This window comes from Thermodesulfovibrio hydrogeniphilus (assembly GCF_054657355.1).
On the sequence record NZ_BAAHYW010000001.1, the window covers coordinates 268,887 to 283,570 of the forward strand.

General features: G+C 36.5%; 15 protein-coding genes. 5 read left to right on the top strand and 10 right to left on the bottom strand.

Annotation, left to right across the window (positions count from 1 at the left end):
- Nucleotides 1-7 precede the first annotated feature (7 nt).
- From sdhD to sdhA, 4 genes are read right to left on the bottom strand one after another with little or no spacing between them, the layout of a single operon-like run.
- Entirely contained in the window at nucleotides 8-322 is a 315-nt protein-coding gene (sdhD, locus tag ACYQ3P_RS01435; RefSeq protein ID WP_460176177.1) for a succinate dehydrogenase, hydrophobic membrane anchor protein, read from the bottom strand.
- Complete coding sequence (sdhC, locus tag ACYQ3P_RS01440) at nucleotides 322-666, bottom strand: succinate dehydrogenase, cytochrome b556 subunit (protein WP_460176178.1); 345 nt, start codon at nucleotides 664-666, stop codon at nucleotides 322-324. The genes sdhD and sdhC overlap by 1 nt, the downstream gene beginning before the upstream one ends.
- On the bottom strand, nucleotides 663-1,382 hold the full coding sequence (locus tag ACYQ3P_RS01445) for a succinate dehydrogenase iron-sulfur subunit (RefSeq protein WP_460176179.1): 720 nt from the start codon (nucleotides 1,380-1,382) through the stop codon (nucleotides 663-665). Before ACYQ3P_RS01445 ends, sdhC begins: the two co-directional genes overlap by 4 nt.
- Nucleotides 1,382-3,115 (bottom strand): succinate dehydrogenase flavoprotein subunit, encoded by a 1,734-nt coding sequence (sdhA, locus tag ACYQ3P_RS01450; RefSeq protein ID WP_460176180.1) that lies wholly within the window; start codon nucleotides 3,113-3,115, stop codon nucleotides 1,382-1,384. Before sdhA ends, ACYQ3P_RS01445 begins: the two co-directional genes overlap by 1 nt.
- Before the next feature lie 80 nt (nucleotides 3,116-3,195).
- Here sdhA and ACYQ3P_RS01455 point away from each other — a divergent pair, with 80 nt between their 5' ends.
- The 5 genes from ACYQ3P_RS01455 (at nucleotide 3,196) to ACYQ3P_RS01475 (ending at nucleotide 8,749) form a co-directional block, all read left to right on the top strand.
- Nucleotides 3,196-4,599: an NAD-dependent malic enzyme gene (locus ACYQ3P_RS01455; protein ID WP_460176181.1), complete on the top strand. Its 1,404-nt coding sequence runs from the start codon at nucleotides 3,196-3,198 to the stop codon at nucleotides 4,597-4,599.
- 62 nt (nucleotides 4,600-4,661) lie between these two features.
- Complete coding sequence (locus tag ACYQ3P_RS01460; protein WP_460176182.1) at nucleotides 4,662-5,669, top strand: TAXI family TRAP transporter solute-binding subunit; 1,008 nt, start codon at nucleotides 4,662-4,664, stop codon at nucleotides 5,667-5,669.
- 48 nt (nucleotides 5,670-5,717) lie between these two features.
- On the top strand, nucleotides 5,718-6,416 hold the full coding sequence (locus ACYQ3P_RS01465; RefSeq protein WP_460176183.1) for a hypothetical protein: 699 nt from the start codon (nucleotides 5,718-5,720) through the stop codon (nucleotides 6,414-6,416).
- The gene (locus ACYQ3P_RS01470) at nucleotides 6,413-6,772 is read left to right on the top strand and encodes a hypothetical protein (RefSeq protein WP_460176184.1); all 360 of its coding nucleotides are present in this window, start codon (nucleotides 6,413-6,415) and stop codon (nucleotides 6,770-6,772) included. The genes ACYQ3P_RS01465 and ACYQ3P_RS01470 overlap by 4 nt, the downstream gene beginning before the upstream one ends.
- Before the next feature lie 21 nt (nucleotides 6,773-6,793).
- Nucleotides 6,794-8,749 carry a TRAP transporter permease gene (locus tag ACYQ3P_RS01475; RefSeq protein WP_460176185.1) on the top strand — a complete coding sequence of 652 codons (1,956 nt, stop codon included), beginning with the start codon at nucleotides 6,794-6,796 and terminating at the stop codon, nucleotides 8,747-8,749.
- 41 nt (nucleotides 8,750-8,790) lie between these two features.
- Here ACYQ3P_RS01475 and ACYQ3P_RS01480 read toward each other — a convergent pair whose 3' ends face one another.
- From ACYQ3P_RS01480 to ACYQ3P_RS01505, 6 genes are read right to left on the bottom strand one after another with little or no spacing between them, the layout of a single operon-like run.
- A complete protein-coding gene (locus ACYQ3P_RS01480) occupies nucleotides 8,791-10,089 on the bottom strand; it encodes a phenylacetate--CoA ligase family protein (protein ID WP_460176186.1) in 1,299 nt (432 codons plus the stop codon).
- Between the two features lie 9 nt (nucleotides 10,090-10,098).
- The gene (locus ACYQ3P_RS01485; protein ID WP_460176187.1) at nucleotides 10,099-10,839 is read right to left on the bottom strand and encodes an ABC transporter ATP-binding protein; all 741 of its coding nucleotides are present in this window, start codon (nucleotides 10,837-10,839) and stop codon (nucleotides 10,099-10,101) included.
- A complete protein-coding gene (locus ACYQ3P_RS01490; RefSeq protein ID WP_460176188.1) occupies nucleotides 10,840-11,589 on the bottom strand; it encodes an ABC transporter ATP-binding protein in 750 nt (249 codons plus the stop codon).
- 8 nt (nucleotides 11,590-11,597) lie between these two features.
- Nucleotides 11,598-12,467, bottom strand: coding sequence for a branched-chain amino acid ABC transporter permease (locus ACYQ3P_RS01495; protein WP_460176189.1), 870 nt, complete (start codon nucleotides 12,465-12,467; stop codon nucleotides 11,598-11,600).
- A 60-nt stretch (nucleotides 12,468-12,527) separates the two neighbouring features.
- Complete coding sequence (locus ACYQ3P_RS01500) at nucleotides 12,528-13,436, bottom strand: branched-chain amino acid ABC transporter permease (RefSeq protein ID WP_460176190.1); 909 nt, start codon at nucleotides 13,434-13,436, stop codon at nucleotides 12,528-12,530.
- Nucleotides 13,418-14,578: an ABC transporter substrate-binding protein gene (locus ACYQ3P_RS01505; protein ID WP_460176191.1), complete on the bottom strand. Its 1,161-nt coding sequence runs from the start codon at nucleotides 14,576-14,578 to the stop codon at nucleotides 13,418-13,420. Before ACYQ3P_RS01505 ends, ACYQ3P_RS01500 begins: the two co-directional genes overlap by 19 nt.
- Nucleotides 14,579-14,684 lie beyond the last annotated feature (106 nt).

Genomic DNA, 14,684 nt, shown 5'->3' on the forward strand with positions numbered 1-14,684 from the left:
TCAGGTTTTAAAAGATTACTATTTTCATCCCAAAAAAAGCAAGTACTATTGGAATAATAAATACCACATATTTCATAAATCTTTTCCAATAGTTTCCTTTAATATATTCACTTACAAGCCCATTGAGTCCATAAAATCCGTGATAAAGGGCTGAGAGCAAAAATATTATATTAAAAAACTGCCAAGATGGCTCTTTTAGTCTTTGAGCAACAGCTTCATATGAATAGTTATCATGTCCCATAAAGTGCATAAAGATAAAATGATAAAGAAGCCCCGCAACAAGTATCACGCCTGTTATCCTGTGAAAAAGCCAGCTCCACATTAAAACACCTCCTTAAGAAAGTAAAAAGCTCCTATCAACCAAATTAAACAGACTGCAAAAGCAGAAAAATAAGCCATCTGTTTATGATATTTTGTAGAAAATCCTATTTCAAGCATTGTTATTCTTATTCCAGCAAAAACATGAATTAAAACAACTGCAAAAAGCATCAATTCACCTATTTTAATTACAGGATTCTTCATCATATTCATAATCTGGTTGTAACTGCTTGGGTCTTTCAAATGGCTTAAAACAAAAATATGGGCAATTAAATAGAGGGCAAGCAAAACTCCTGTTATTCTATGAACAAGCCATGCTAAAGAACCTATATGCCATCTGTATCTCACCGTTCACCTCCTCTAAAACCCTTTTTAACTGCAAGCCTTTTAAGTTTAAGTATATGATTTGTTATGTCTATTTCCTTTGGGCATACCTCAACACAATTAAAAATTGAATGACATCTCCATACTCCGTGTTCTCCTGTGATAGCCTGTAGTCTTTCCTCAGTAGCTCTATCCCTTGTGTCAAAAAGAAATCTATAAGATTTAAGTAATGCAGATGGTCCTAAATACTGCTTGTCTGCCCAGAAAACAGGACATGAAGTTGTGCAACTGCCACACATTATGCATGTTATTGACTCCAAAATCCTATGCTGCTCCTCTGGTGACTGAATTCTTTCTCTTTCAGGTGGTGGTTCATCGTTAATAAGATATGGAAGAACCTTGTCATTTTTTTCAAAAAATAAGGTCATATCCACAACAAGGTCTTTAATTACAGGTAGCGAGGGCAGAGGTTCAATTTCAATTATCTCTGGAAGGTCTTTAACAAGAGTCTGACAGGCAAGCCTGTTTTTACCATTTATGTTCATAGCACATGAACCACAAACACCGTGAGCACAGGATTTTCTAAAAGTAAGAGTGCCATCAATATTTTCTTTAATTTTTACTAATCCGTCCAAAACTCTTTCCATACTGTTTAATTTAATCCTAAATTCATCCCACCTTGTAGGTGGATTTTGATCAGGTAAATATCTTTTGATTCTGAAAGTATAGAACTTACTCATTAGTATTTCCTCTCCTCCGGTTTAAATCTTGTAATTTTAACAGGCCTGTATTTAAACTGAATTCCTTTGTCAGACTGGAATGCAAAAGTATGCTTTAGCCAGTTTTCATCATCTCTCTGTGGATAGTCCTCCCTGCAATGAGCTCCTCTGCTTTCTGTCCTCTGTAAGGCACATGATGCAATAACTTCAGCCAAAGTAAGCATATGTCCGAGCTCAATTGCATCAAGTAAATCAGTGTTAAATGTATTTGATTTATCAGATATGGCTACCTCTTTGTATCTGTCCTTTAAAACTTTCAATTCTTCAAGAAGCGTCTTTAATTCTTCTTCTTTTCTAAAGACTGAGCACTTATCCATCATAGCTAACTGTAAATCTTTTCTAACTGAACCAATACCTTCTTTGCCCTTTGAATTTTTAATACTCTCAATAGTTTCTACAATAGAGCTAATTCTGTCTTTCTTTACCTTTCCCTTATTAGCAGTTTTTATGAAAGCACTTGCTGCTTTGCCTGCTCTTCTTCCAAAAACAACTGTGTCAAGCAATGAATTACATCCAAGTCTGTTTGCTCCATGAACTGAAACACATGCACATTCACCAGCTGCATAAAGCCCTTCAACTGCAGAGCCATCAACATCTCTTAAAACTCTTCCGTCAACATCAGTTGGAATTCCACCCATTGCATAATGGGCAGTGGGAACTACAGGAATTGGAGACTCAGATGGGTCTATTCCCATGTATATTTTGCAAAAAGTTGTAATTTCAGGAAGTCTTTCTTCAAGAATTTTCTTGTCAACATGCCTCAAATCAAGATAAACATAATCCTTCCCATCAATTCCCCTTCCCTCTCTTATTTCAGTAAGAATAGCACGGGAGACCATATCTCTTGGAGCAAGGTCCTTGATAGTCGGAGCATATCTTTCCATAAACCGCTCTCCCTTACCATTAATTAATATTCCTCCTTCACCCCTTGCTCCTTCTGTAATCAGTATTCCAAGACCATAAAGTCCTGTAGGATGAAACTGGAAGAACTCCATGTCTTCAAGAGGGAGTCCCTGCCTAAAAAGCATACTCAGACATTCTCCGGTACTTGCATAGGCATTTGAGGTAACCTTGAAAATCTTTCCATATCCACCACTTGCAATAATAACTGCCTTTGCCTCAAATACATGCAAAGAACCATCCTTGATATTTAAAGCAATAACTCCCTGCACAGCATTGTTTTCAACAACTATATCAAGAACCTGAAATTCTTGAAAGAATTTAACTCCCTTAAGCTGACTTTGTTCATATAGAGCAAAAAGCACAGCGTGACCTGTTCTGTCTGCTGAATAACAGGCTCTTCGGACAGGTGCTGCACCAAAATCTCTTGTATGTCCGCCAAATCTTCTTTGTGCTATTTTACCTTCAGGTGTTCTGGAAAAAGGAACTCCCATATGTTCAAGCTCAATAATTGTAGGGATAGCATCATAACACATGATTTCAATTGCATCTTGGTCTCCTAAAAAATCGCTTCCCTTTACAGTATCATAGGTATGCCACTCAGGGCTGTCTGGCTCCTCATTACCTAAGGCTGCGCCTATTCCTCCTTGAGCTGCTGTTGAATGGGAACGGGTTGGATAAAGTTTACTAAGCACAGCTACCGAGCCTGAGTCTTTACATTCAATGGCTGCTCTGCAGCCAGCGAGTCCTGAGCCAATAATAACTGTGTCAAAATAGTGTTTGTTAATCTCCATCACCATCTCTCCTCTTGTTTGAAAAAATTATATTATTTTTGTATAATTACTCACAACATGTCAAGCAAAAGGGGGTAAAAATGGGATATGTGCCAAGTCCAAGTTATAGTATAACAATAAGATTAGAGATTGAAAACAAAATTGGAATGTTCGTAAAAATTGCCTCTGCCATAAGCAGTGCAGGTGGAGACATGGGTTCAATTGATATTGTAAAGGTTGAAAAAGGAAAAATTATAAGAGATGTAACAGTAAATGCCAGAGATGAAGAACATGAAAAGAAAATTATTAAGGCACTAAGAAATATTGAAGGAGTAAAAATACTCAGAGTAATGGACAAAACATTTATTATGCACGAAGGAGGTAAAATCGGAATAATTAATAAGGTCTCAATAAAAGGAAAAGAAGACTTATCAAGAGTTTACACTCCCGGTGTTGCAAGGGTTTGTCTTGATATCCATAAAAGTCCAGAACATATTTATAGATACACAATAAAGGGCAATACAGTAGCTGTCATAACAGATGGAACAGCTGTTTTAGGACTTGGCAACATTGGACCAGATGCTGCGATGCCAGTTATGGAAGGTAAATGTATGTTGTTTAAAGAATTCGGCGGGGTTGATGCTTTCCCAATTGCCATAAGAACAACTGATATAGATGAACTGGTTGATATTATAAAAAAAATCTCCACTCCCTTTGGCGGAATAAATCTTGAAGACATTGCTGCTCCAAGATGTTTTGAAGTTGAAAAGAGATTAAGAGAAGAGCTTGACATTCCAGTAGTGCATGATGATCAACATGGAACAGCAATTGTTGTTCTTGCTGCATTAATTAATGTTGGAAGATTACTAAAACGAGACATTAGAGAGTTTAAAATTGTAATTTGCGGTGCAGGAGCTGCAGGTACTGCAAATGCATATATGCTTCTGGAATATGGCATAAAAGACATAATTGTCTGTGATAGAGCAGGAATTATTTATGAAGGCAGAGAAGAAGAAATGGATGAATACAAAATAGAACTTGCAAAAAGAACAAATCCAAGAAAAATTAAAGGTAAACTTTCTGATGCCCTTGAAGGAGCGGATGTTTTCATTGGACTTTCTGCTCCTAATATTTTAAAACCTGAGGACATTGAGAAAATGGCAAAAGACAGAGTTGTTTTTGCTCTTGCAAATCCTGATCCTGAAATTGCACCTGAACTCGCAATGCCCCTTGTAAGAATAATGGCAACGGGAAGGTCAGATTATCCAAATCAAATCAATAATGTATTGGCATTTCCTGGTTTATTTAAAGGACTTCTTGATGTTCGTTCAAAAGGAGTTGACAAAGAAATTTTCTTTGCAGCAGCAAATGCTATTGCAAACATAATTAAAGATGAGGAACTCAATGAAGATTACATAATTCCAAGCATTTTTAATAAAAAGGTTGCAACGGCAGTATCCCATGCAGTTTCGGAAAAGGCTAAAAAACTTAAACTTGCAAGATAAATATTGACTTTTTTAAAGATTTTTTATAATATCATTAAAATCTCTAAATTAGGAGGGGCGATATGAAATTGCGGGTTTTATTTATGTTAGGTGTCTTAATTTGCTTTGCCCTTATCATAGGGCTTTCAGAAGTAGCTGATGCTCAGAAAAAGGTTTACATCAAATGGGGTGCAACTTCTGTTCGTTCAGGACTCTATGCTAACACAGTTGCTATGGCTAAGGTTGTCAATAAAGCTTATCCCGGCGAAATTGAGGTTACAGTCGTTGAAACAGGTGGATTCATTGAAAACCTGTCAAGGCTTAAAAGAAAAGCAATTCATATGGGACCCGCAGATGCAGCGGCTGGTTATGCAAACTATGCAGGAATTATTGACTATCAGGGAAAAGCCAATCCAAATTTAAGAGCTCTGTGGGGTGGCTATATTACACCAATTCATATCGTTGTATCAGAAAAATCAGGAATAAAAGCAGTCAATGAACTCAATGGAGTTTCCTTTGCCATGAATCCTGGAACAACATCTGGAAGAGTGGTTGATTTGTTCTTCAAAGCCCTAAATATAAAACCTGAATACAAAAACATGGGAATTGGAGCAAGCGTTGACGCAATGAAATCAGGAGTTGTAAAAGGTTGGTATAAAGCTGGATACAAAGATGCAGCTATTCTTGACCTTGAAGCTAATATGGACATTAGAATTCTTCCTGTATCAAAACAAATGATAGACCAGTTCAATAAAGTTTATCCCGGGCAGGGACTTTATATGGAAATTCCTGCAGGTTTATTCAAGAGCGTGAAAAAACCTCAAGGTAGCCTTGCCTATGTTGTTGCAGATTTTGTTGATAAAGATGTTCCTGAAGATGTGGTATTCAAGATAGTAAAAGCTGTATGGGAAAACAGAAAAGAAATCGTGGGATCCCTTGCAACCTTAAAAGAGGGAAAATTTGACGATATGGTTGGAATGTTGCAATACATCAATGTTCCTCTACATCCGGGAGCAGTCAAATTCTACAGAGATGTATTAAAAGCAAAGATACCTGAAAGATTAATTCCACCTGAGATGAAGAAGAAATAAGGATTTATCAGTATTTTATTTGAGAGGAACTATTCGGAGGACTTATTAATGGAAGAGAGAGAGTTACTGGATTCATTTAGAAAAATAATCAAAGACGAATTAAAGTCTCTTGCCACGAAGGATGATCTAAAGGCTTTTGCTACAAAAGAGGATTTGAAAGCATTCGTTACGAAGGAAGATTTAAAAGCCTTTGCTAATAAAGAGGATATCAAAGCATTCGCAACAAAGGAAGATATAAAAGCCTTTGCTACCAAAGAAGACCTCAAAGCTTTTGCTACGAAAGAAGACATAAAAGTCTTCGCTACTAAAGAAGATTTGAAGGCTTTTGCTACGAAAGAAGATCTGAAAGCCTTTGCTACCAAAGAAGACCTCAAAGCTTTTGCTACGAAAGAAGACATAAAAGTCTTCGCTACTAAAGAAGATTTGAAGGCTTTTGCTACGAAGGAAGATTTGAAAGCCTTCGCTACCAAAGAGGACTTCCTTGAGATGGAAAGCAGGCTATGCTCTGCTTTAGAAAATGTCAGAGAAGCAGTGAGACTCTCTCTCTTTGAATTAGAACAAGAATTAAGAGAAATCAAAAGCAAACTCAGATTTTATGATTTTGATTTTCTTGCCAGACAAAATGATGCTCTTGCTAAAGTTTTAAAAGACCTTTATGAGGAAAAAAGAGTCATTTCTGCTCAATTAAAAGATCACGAAACAAGGCTTGAAATAATTGAAACAAGTTTAATGGGAGGGAAAAAATGAAAAGAGCTTTTTTGATTTTTATAGTTTTGTTATTATTGGCTGCGCCATGCTTTGCTCAACCAACAGTAACGATTACACCTTCAACAGGAGCTCCAACAACACCAATTAAGATTGAAGGAAAAGGATTTCAACCAAATGAAGAGATTGATATTATAATAACCCTTGATGAAGGCGAAAAAGTAGGACTTGGCACAGAAAAGGTAGATGTTGTAGTAACCAATGAAAAAGGTGAATTCTCTGTAAATTCAGGCATACCAACAAATGCAAAGCCTGGAACTTATAAAATTGATATTGTCGGAAACAAAGGCTCTGTTACAGAAGCAAAAATTGAGGTCACACCAAAAGAGAAAAAATAATTAAGGAGGGTCTACTGAAGAATGCGTGAACTAACAGGTTTCTGGAAGATAATTCTTGGTGTTCTTGTTGGAATCTGGGGTGTTTTTATTTTATACACTGCTTTGTTGCATGCCCTGCATCCGCTTCTGCAGGGCGGCATCTCCCTATCAATAGGAATTGCAATAGTTTTTCTTGTATATCCCTTCTCAAAAAGACTTTTAAAAAAGAAAATTCCTAAAGTACTTCAATATCTTATTACTGGAACTCAAAACTCACCCTCTTTACTTGACCTCATATTTTTAGCGATTAGTATTATTCCTTGCATTTACATAATGCTCCACTGGGAAGAAATTGTAACAAACCCGGGAGTATTTGAAACATATCATTTAGTGTTAGGAACACTTTTGATAGTGTCTCTTCTTGAGGCAACAAGAAGAGCTCTCGGTTTTGCGATACCAATATTGGTTATTTTCTTTATTGGATATTCAATATTAGGTCCAAAAATTCCCGGAAGATTTGCCCATCCCGGATTTGATATAGTTGATATTCTCTATCAGCTTTATTTGATGACAGAGGGTATATGGGGACTTTTAACTGATATGACAAGCAGAATCATCGCTCCATTTATAATATTTGGTCCTATTCTTTTTGCAACAGGTGTTGGAAGCACAGTTATGGAGCTTTCCACATACTTTGGTGGAAAAATAAGAGGCGGACCCGGTCATGTCGCAGTTATTTCAAGTTCTTTATTTGGAATGCTTTCTGGCTCATCCGTTGCAAATGCAGCAACTACAGGCTCATTCACAATCCCATTAATGAAAAGATTTGGCTTTTCAAGAGAGTTTGCAGCAGCAGTTGAGGCAGCAGCATCATCTGGTGGACAAATAATGCCGCCTATTATGGGTGCTGGTTGCTTTATAATGGCTGAATTTCTGAATATTCCCTATACCTCAATAATGATTGCAGGTTTAATTCCCGCATTAATTTATTTTGTCGGTATTGCTGCTGGAATATGGATTGAAGCAGGAAGAACTGGTATGGGAAAACTACCAAAGGAGCTCATGCCAGAACTCAAGCAAATTCTTAGACCGAATAGAATATTAGGATTTATTTTACCTATAGGCACTCTTGGAGTTCTTCTTTTCATGTTCTTTCCAGCCCAGATATGTGCTGCATGGGCAATAGTTGTATCAATAGTTTTCTTTACTTTCTTTGGTGGTCCGTTAACTCCAACTGAAGTTTGGGGAAGAATCAAGAAAGTATGGAAAGGTTTATTTGAGGGAGTTGTAAAAGCCTTAGCATGGCTTATGGTAATGATGGCTTGTGTTCAAATTGCTGTAAGTCTAATTTCACTTACAGGTTTTGGAGTAAAAGTCTCTGAGCTAATAATAGAAATCTCTGGATATAATGTTTATCTTGCCTTAATCGCAACAATGCTAACAGCTATAATACTTGGTATGGGAATGACAACAACTGCAGCCTATGTTATTGCTGCAGCTGTTTTAGTTCCAGCTCTTCAGCAAATGGGAATTAATCCATTGGCTGCGCATCTTTTTATTTTCTATTTCGCAATTAAGTCTGGACTGACTCCACCAGTTTGTATTACTGTCTTTACTACATCAGCAATTGCAGGAAGTAACTGGATCAAAAGTGCTTGGAACTCAATGAAACTTGGTATTGGTGGATATATAATGCCCTTCTTCTTTATATTTGTTCCAGCTTTTCTAATGAAAGGTTCTCCAACTGAGATATTATTCATTTTTTTAGGAACATTTATTGCAATGTTTGCAATTGAAGCTGCGGTGTTAGGATATTTCACAAAGCCTTGCACTCCTGTAGAAAGACTACTATATCTTGTAGGTGGACTTATTATGATGGCTCCCGGTTATTGGACCTTCATTGGATTGGGAATATTTTTATTAGGCTATCTTCTTGAAAGATTTGATATTCAAATTCCTATAATTGGAAGAAGACCTGCCCAAATTGTTAGAAAATAAATTATATATGCCTGACTGGGAACTGCCTCGTCCCAGTCAGGTTATTCTTTTTCCTTATTAATAACTCTCTTTGCTTTACCTTTAAATCTCTCCAGTGTCTTCTTTTCAACCAGTTTGACTTTAACATCTATGTCAAGTTCTTCTTTTATTCTTTCTTCAATTTGCCTAATCAACTCATTTTGTTTTCTCATCTCATCAAAAAATAATTCCTCCGATGCCTCAACAAGAACTGTAATCTCATCAACAAATCCCTTCTTTTCCATAACAATCTGATAGTGGGGTTCAATGCCCTGTATTTCACAAAGTATCTCCTCAATCTGCGAAGGAAATACTTTTACTCCCTTTATAATTATCAAATCATCAGTTCTGCCCTTGATTCTATCAATTCTTAAAAATGTTCTTCCACACTCACATTCTCCCGGAATTATTCTTGTCAAATCCCTTGTTCTATATCTGATGATTGGCATGGCTTCTCTTGTAAGAGTTGTTATTACAAGCTCACCTTCCTGACCATCAGGAACATTTTCTAATGTTTCAGGATCAACTATTTCAATAAAAAGATGATCATCATTGACATGAAGACCATTTTGATATATGCACTCACCTGCAACTCCCGGACCATAAATCTCGCTCAATCCGTATGTATCAATGGTTTTGATTCTAAGTTTCTCCTCTATTTCCCTTCTCATTCCCTCAGACCAAGGCTCTGCGCCCAAAATACCTAATTTTAAAGACATTGACGAGGGATTAATTACCATATCAATGAGTGTTTCAGCAATTGCTAAAGCATAGCTTGGGGTGCATGCCAAAACAGTGGTTTTGTAATCCTGCATTATTTTAATCTGCTTTTTAGGATTTTCTGAAGAAATAGGAACAACTGAAGCACCGATCTTTTCTGCACCGTAATGCAATCCAAAGGCTCCTGTGAATAAACCGTAGTTGTAAGCTATCTGAATAACATCATCCTTTGTTACTCCTCCTGCAACAAGATTTCTTGCCACGAGTTCTGTCCAAATCTTTAAATCATTCCTTGTATATCCTACAACTGTTGGAAGACCTGTTGTTCCACTGGATGCATGAAGTCTTACAACTTCCCTCAAAGGAACAGCAAGCAGACCGTATGGATAATTTTGCCTCAAATCTTCTTTTGTTGTAAAAGGTAGTTTCTTTAAATCCTCAAGGGATGAAATATCATCAGGGTCTATGCCTAAATCATCAAATTTCTTTCTGTAAAATGGCACATATCTGTAAGCTCTGTGAATGGTTGACTGAAGTCTTTCAAGTTGAAGCTGTTTCAATTCCTCTCTATCAATACACTCCTTTTCCTTATCCCAAAACATACTGCCCTCCTAAATAATTACTTCTGCATCAAGGTCTCTGCCAAGATATGCTCTTTGAACATCCCTGTTAAAAAACAAATCTTCAGCAGGACCTTCAAGAATTAATCTGCCTGTCTCAAGAACATATCCTCTGTGAGCGATTTTAAGTGCAATTCTTGCATTCTGCTCTACAAGAAGCACAGTTAAGGAAAAATCTCTCTGAAGTTTAACAATATATAAGAAAATCTCCTTTACGATGTTTGGTGCAAGTCCCATGCTGGGCTCATCAAGCAGTAAAAGCTTTGGTTTTGACATAATTGCTCTTCCTATTGCAAGCATTTGTTGTTCTCCGCCTGAAAGTGTGCCTGCAAGTTGTTTGCGTCTGTCTTTAAGCTTTGGAAAGAGTTCATAAACCATTTCAATATCCTCTCTTACTGCTTTAGCATTCTTTATTGAGTATCTATGATAAGCACCTAAGATAATATTTTCCTCAACAGTCAATGTTTTAAAAATCAACCTTCCCTCTGGCACCTGAGCAATTCCCATACTTACAAGTTTTTCAGGGGAAAATCCATTAATAACTTTATCTTCAAAAATTATCTGCCCTGAAGTTGGTTTTATAAATCCAGAAATACTGTTTAGAAGAGTTGTTTTACCAGCTCCATTGCTTCCAAGTAATACAACAAGCTCCCCCTTTTTGACATGCAGAGAGACTTTTTTCAAAATATGAAGTTTTCCGTAATGAACATCTAAATTTTTTATTACAAGCATCTATTCTTCTTCTCCAATGTATGCCTTAATTACTTCATCATTTTTCTGAATTTCCAATGGGTTTCCTTCTGCAATTACTCTACCAAAATTAAGCACTGTAATTTTGTCACTTATCTTCATAATTAAATCCATATCATGTTCAATCAGAAAAATTGTAATCCCCCTTTCATCCCTTAATTTTGTTATTAGTTTGCCAAGTTCCCTTGTTTCCCTCATATTAAGTCCTGCAGCAGGCTCATCAAGTAATAATAAAGAAGGCTCTATAGCAAGTGCTCTTCCTATCTCAAGGATACGCTGCTCTCCTACAGGAAGATTTTTAGCAAGAATATCTCTTCTTTCGTAGAGATTAATATAATTTAGTATCTCTTTGCTTTTTTCCAAAATTTCTTTTTTGTTCTTTCTAACATCAGGCAAATTTAAAGCATATTTTATGAAAGACTTTTCTTTTTTGGGATAAAAACCAACCATGATATTTTCCAATACTGACATCTCTCCAAAAACATCAATATGCTGAAAAGTTCTTCCGATGCCCTTTTTTGCTCGCTCATGTGGTGGCTTTTTATTTATAAGCACAGATTTAAAGTAAATCTCGCCCTCATCCGCAGTTTCAATGCCTGAAATGATGTTAATCAGAGTTGTTTTGCCTGCTCCATTAGGACCTATCAAAGAATGAATATTTCCTTCAGCCACATTTATTGTTACTTCTGATAGACTTTTTATACCACCGAAGCTTTTATGTATATTTTTCATCTGCAAAATCATGCCTTTTTCCTAAATAAATCTTCAATCAAAGGAACTATTCCGTTTCTCAGGAAAAGAAGAGAAAGAGTTAAAACAATGCCATAAACCAAAATATCGTATTCCTTAAATCCTCTAAGAGCCTCAGGCAGAAAAGTTATTATCAAAGCTCCTACTACAGCTCCCCATAGACTTCTCATTCCACCAATGATTACCATCATAAGAACTAATATTGAATAATGGAGTGAAAAGGTGCTTGGACTTAAAAATGTTACAAAATGAGCATAAATGCAACCTGCAAGGGAAGCAAAAATCGCACTTAGAACAAACACTTTAATTTTCAATTTAGATACATTTATTCCTATGCATACACTCGCTGTCTCACTGTCGTGAATTGACTTTAAAGCTTTTCCTGCCATTGAATTTATAAGATTCATTGAAAAAATCATGCATAATCCAACAAAAAACCAAGAAAGATAAAAATACTCTGTTAGGGTTGACATTGTGTAACCCAAAAAACTAAATTGTGGTATATCGCCAAAGCCTGATGGTCCGCCAGGACCCCATTCATTTAAAATTACATAAATAATCTCTCCAAATCCCAATGTAGCAACAGCAAGATAATGACCTTTTAATCTTAAAGCTGGAATCGCAAGTAAAATTGATATCAAAGCACTAACGATTACCGATAAAAACATGCTAAAAACAACTGGTAAGCCAAAGTTAAGGCTTAAAATAGCAGAAATATAAGCACCAATTCCATAAAAACCTGCCTGTCCTAAAGAAATTTGACCAGCGTATCCCATAAGAATTGTAAGTCCAAGTGCCACAAGTGAATTTATAGCTGCAAATATTGTTACAGTAAGAATATAATTGTCCTGAACGAACACAGGAAAACATAAAATTAACAGAGCAAAAATCAACAAACTTATATAGTCTCTCTTCGCCATTTAGAGTTTTCTCAATTTTATAACTTCTTTGCTACCAAAGATTCCTGCTGGTTTAAAAAACAAAACAATGAGCAAAAGCAGAAGAGCTACAGCGTCTTTAATTCCCGAATGAATATAACCCGCTGTAAGTGATTCCAGAATTCCCAGCAAAAAACCACCAAATACCGCACCCTTTGAAGTGCCAAGTCCTCCAAGTATGGCAGCAGTAAAACCTTTCACTGTTAGAATAGCGCCTTTGTCATATTCCATAAGAGTTATAGGAGTGATAGCAATTCCAGCAACCGCACCAATAATTGCGCTAATTACAAAGGAAAGCATTACGATTCTTGATACATTTATACCCATGAGCCTTGCTGCTTTAGTGTCAAGTGAACAGGCTCTCATAGCTTTTCCAAGCAAAGTCTTGTTGAAAAATAGATTGAGCAAAAGAATCAATGAAAAAGTAATTCCAATAACCCATAGTATCTGCTGACTTATAACTGCTCCAAATATATTTATTGGCTCTCCTTCAGTAAATGGAGCATATGCATAAGGGTCTTTGCCGAATTTAAACATTAGCAAGCCCTTTAAAAGTATTGAAACAGCAATTGTGACCATTATCATTAATAAAAGATTAGCCTTTTTTATTAGTGGACGAATTGTCAATCTTTCCATTAGAAGTCCTAAAAGAGCAGCGACTGTAATTGTTAAAAGGAATGATAAAAAAAATGGAAGCTGGAGATGTTCTAAGAAATACCACATCCCCAAGCCTCCCAAAACAACAAACTCTCCTTGTGCAAGATTAATAATTGATGTAGAGTTGTATACAATATTCAGACTAATCCCTACAAGAGCATAAACAGCTCCTGCAGTTAACCCAGAAAACAGAAATTGTAAAAAAACCGACAGCTCTATTTCAGTATCTCCCAATCACCATTTTTTATGATTACCATCTCAAAAGAATCTACTGTAAGTCCGCAGTGATCCTTTGCAGACATGTTAAACACACCCCCAATACCGGGCCAGTTTTTAATATTATTCTCAATGTATTGCCTTATTTTAGCTCTATCCGGACCCACCCTCTTTGCCGCATCAACTACTAACATAAAAGCATCATAGGCATGTCCGCCAAAAGTTCCCGGTTCACCTTTATATCTTGCCATGTAGTCTGTAACATATTTTTTAAGTATTGGCTTTTGAGGATGTTTATCAGGCAGTTTATCCCATACAACTATTCTTCCAAGTGGAGCAATAACGCCTTCAGCTGCCTTTCCAGCAAGTTCTATGTTTTTCTTACTACCCCAACCATGACTCTGAAATAATGGAATACCCATTTTTAAGGCATGCCAGTTTTTAGTTACTATTACTTGTCCAGGTCCTACTGACCAGTTAATGACTGCCTGAGCACCTGCAGATTTAACCTTAGTAAGCTGAGTTGTCATATCTGTATCCTTTGGACCGTATCTCTCATCAGCAACAACCTGTATTCCGAATTTAGGAGCTAATTCCAAGAGTGCTTTTCGTCCTGCATCACCAAAGGCTGTAGAGATAGTTAATATTCCAACTTTTTTTATTCCCTTTTTCTGCATATATCTATAAATTGCTTCAACTGCACTTGTGTCATACTGAGCTGTCTTAAATACCCAATATCTCTCACTAACAGGTGTGGTTATATTAGCACCAGCTGCACATGATATCAATGGAATCTTTGCAGAAGTTACAATGGGAATCAAAGCCATAGACTCTCCTGTTGTAGAAGGTCCAATTATAGCAACAACATTATCCCTTTCAATAAGCTTTTTTGCAGAAAGAACAGCCTGCGACTCATCACTTTTTGAATCCTCAATAATCACCTCAATTGGATGACCATTAATACCGCCTGCCTTATTAATCTGTTCAGCTAACATCAAAACAGTATTTTTCTGCGGTTCCCCTAAAAAGGAAGCAGCACCTGTAACAGAGAATATCGCCCCTATCTTGATTGGTTCCTTTGCAAAGAGACTGGTGGATAGAGAAAACACAATAAAACAAACCATTAAAAATAATCCCAACAGCTTTTTACCCCTTTTCATTCTTAATACCCCCTTTTGCTGAGTTAAAAAATCAAAATTCACCAAGTGCACTTTAATCCTAAATTGTGCAATTCTCAAGTGTCATCGCATCTTACTTTTCATTCTT

Bases quoted from the DNA above. Each gene is read 5' to 3' on its own strand.
- sdhD (WP_460176177.1), bottom strand. From the start codon at position 322: ATGTGGAGCTGGCTTTTTCACAGGATAACAGGCGTGATACTTGTTGCG.
- ACYQ3P_RS01445 (WP_460176179.1), bottom strand. From the start codon at position 1,382: ATGAGTAAGTTCTATACTTTCAGAATCAAAAGATATTTACCTGATCAA.
- sdhA (WP_460176180.1), bottom strand. From the start codon at position 3,115: ATGGAGATTAACAAACACTATTTTGACACAGTTATTATTGGCTCAGGA.
- ACYQ3P_RS01455 (WP_460176181.1), top strand. From the start codon at position 3,196: ATGGGATATGTGCCAAGTCCAAGTTATAGTATAACAATAAGATTAGAG.
- ACYQ3P_RS01460 (WP_460176182.1), top strand. From the start codon at position 4,662: ATGAAATTGCGGGTTTTATTTATGTTAGGTGTCTTAATTTGCTTTGCC.
- ACYQ3P_RS01465 (WP_460176183.1), top strand. From the start codon at position 5,718: ATGGAAGAGAGAGAGTTACTGGATTCATTTAGAAAAATAATCAAAGAC.
- ACYQ3P_RS01470 (WP_460176184.1), top strand. From the start codon at position 6,413: ATGAAAAGAGCTTTTTTGATTTTTATAGTTTTGTTATTATTGGCTGCG.
- ACYQ3P_RS01475 (WP_460176185.1), top strand. From the start codon at position 6,794: ATGCGTGAACTAACAGGTTTCTGGAAGATAATTCTTGGTGTTCTTGTT.
- ACYQ3P_RS01480 (WP_460176186.1), bottom strand. From the start codon at position 10,089: ATGTTTTGGGATAAGGAAAAGGAGTGTATTGATAGAGAGGAATTGAAA.
- ACYQ3P_RS01485 (WP_460176187.1), bottom strand. From the start codon at position 10,839: ATGCTTGTAATAAAAAATTTAGATGTTCATTACGGAAAACTTCATATT.
- ACYQ3P_RS01490 (WP_460176188.1), bottom strand. From the start codon at position 11,589: ATGAAAAATATACATAAAAGCTTCGGTGGTATAAAAAGTCTATCAGAA.
- ACYQ3P_RS01505 (WP_460176191.1), bottom strand. From the start codon at position 14,578: ATGAAAAGGGGTAAAAAGCTGTTGGGATTATTTTTAATGGTTTGTTTT.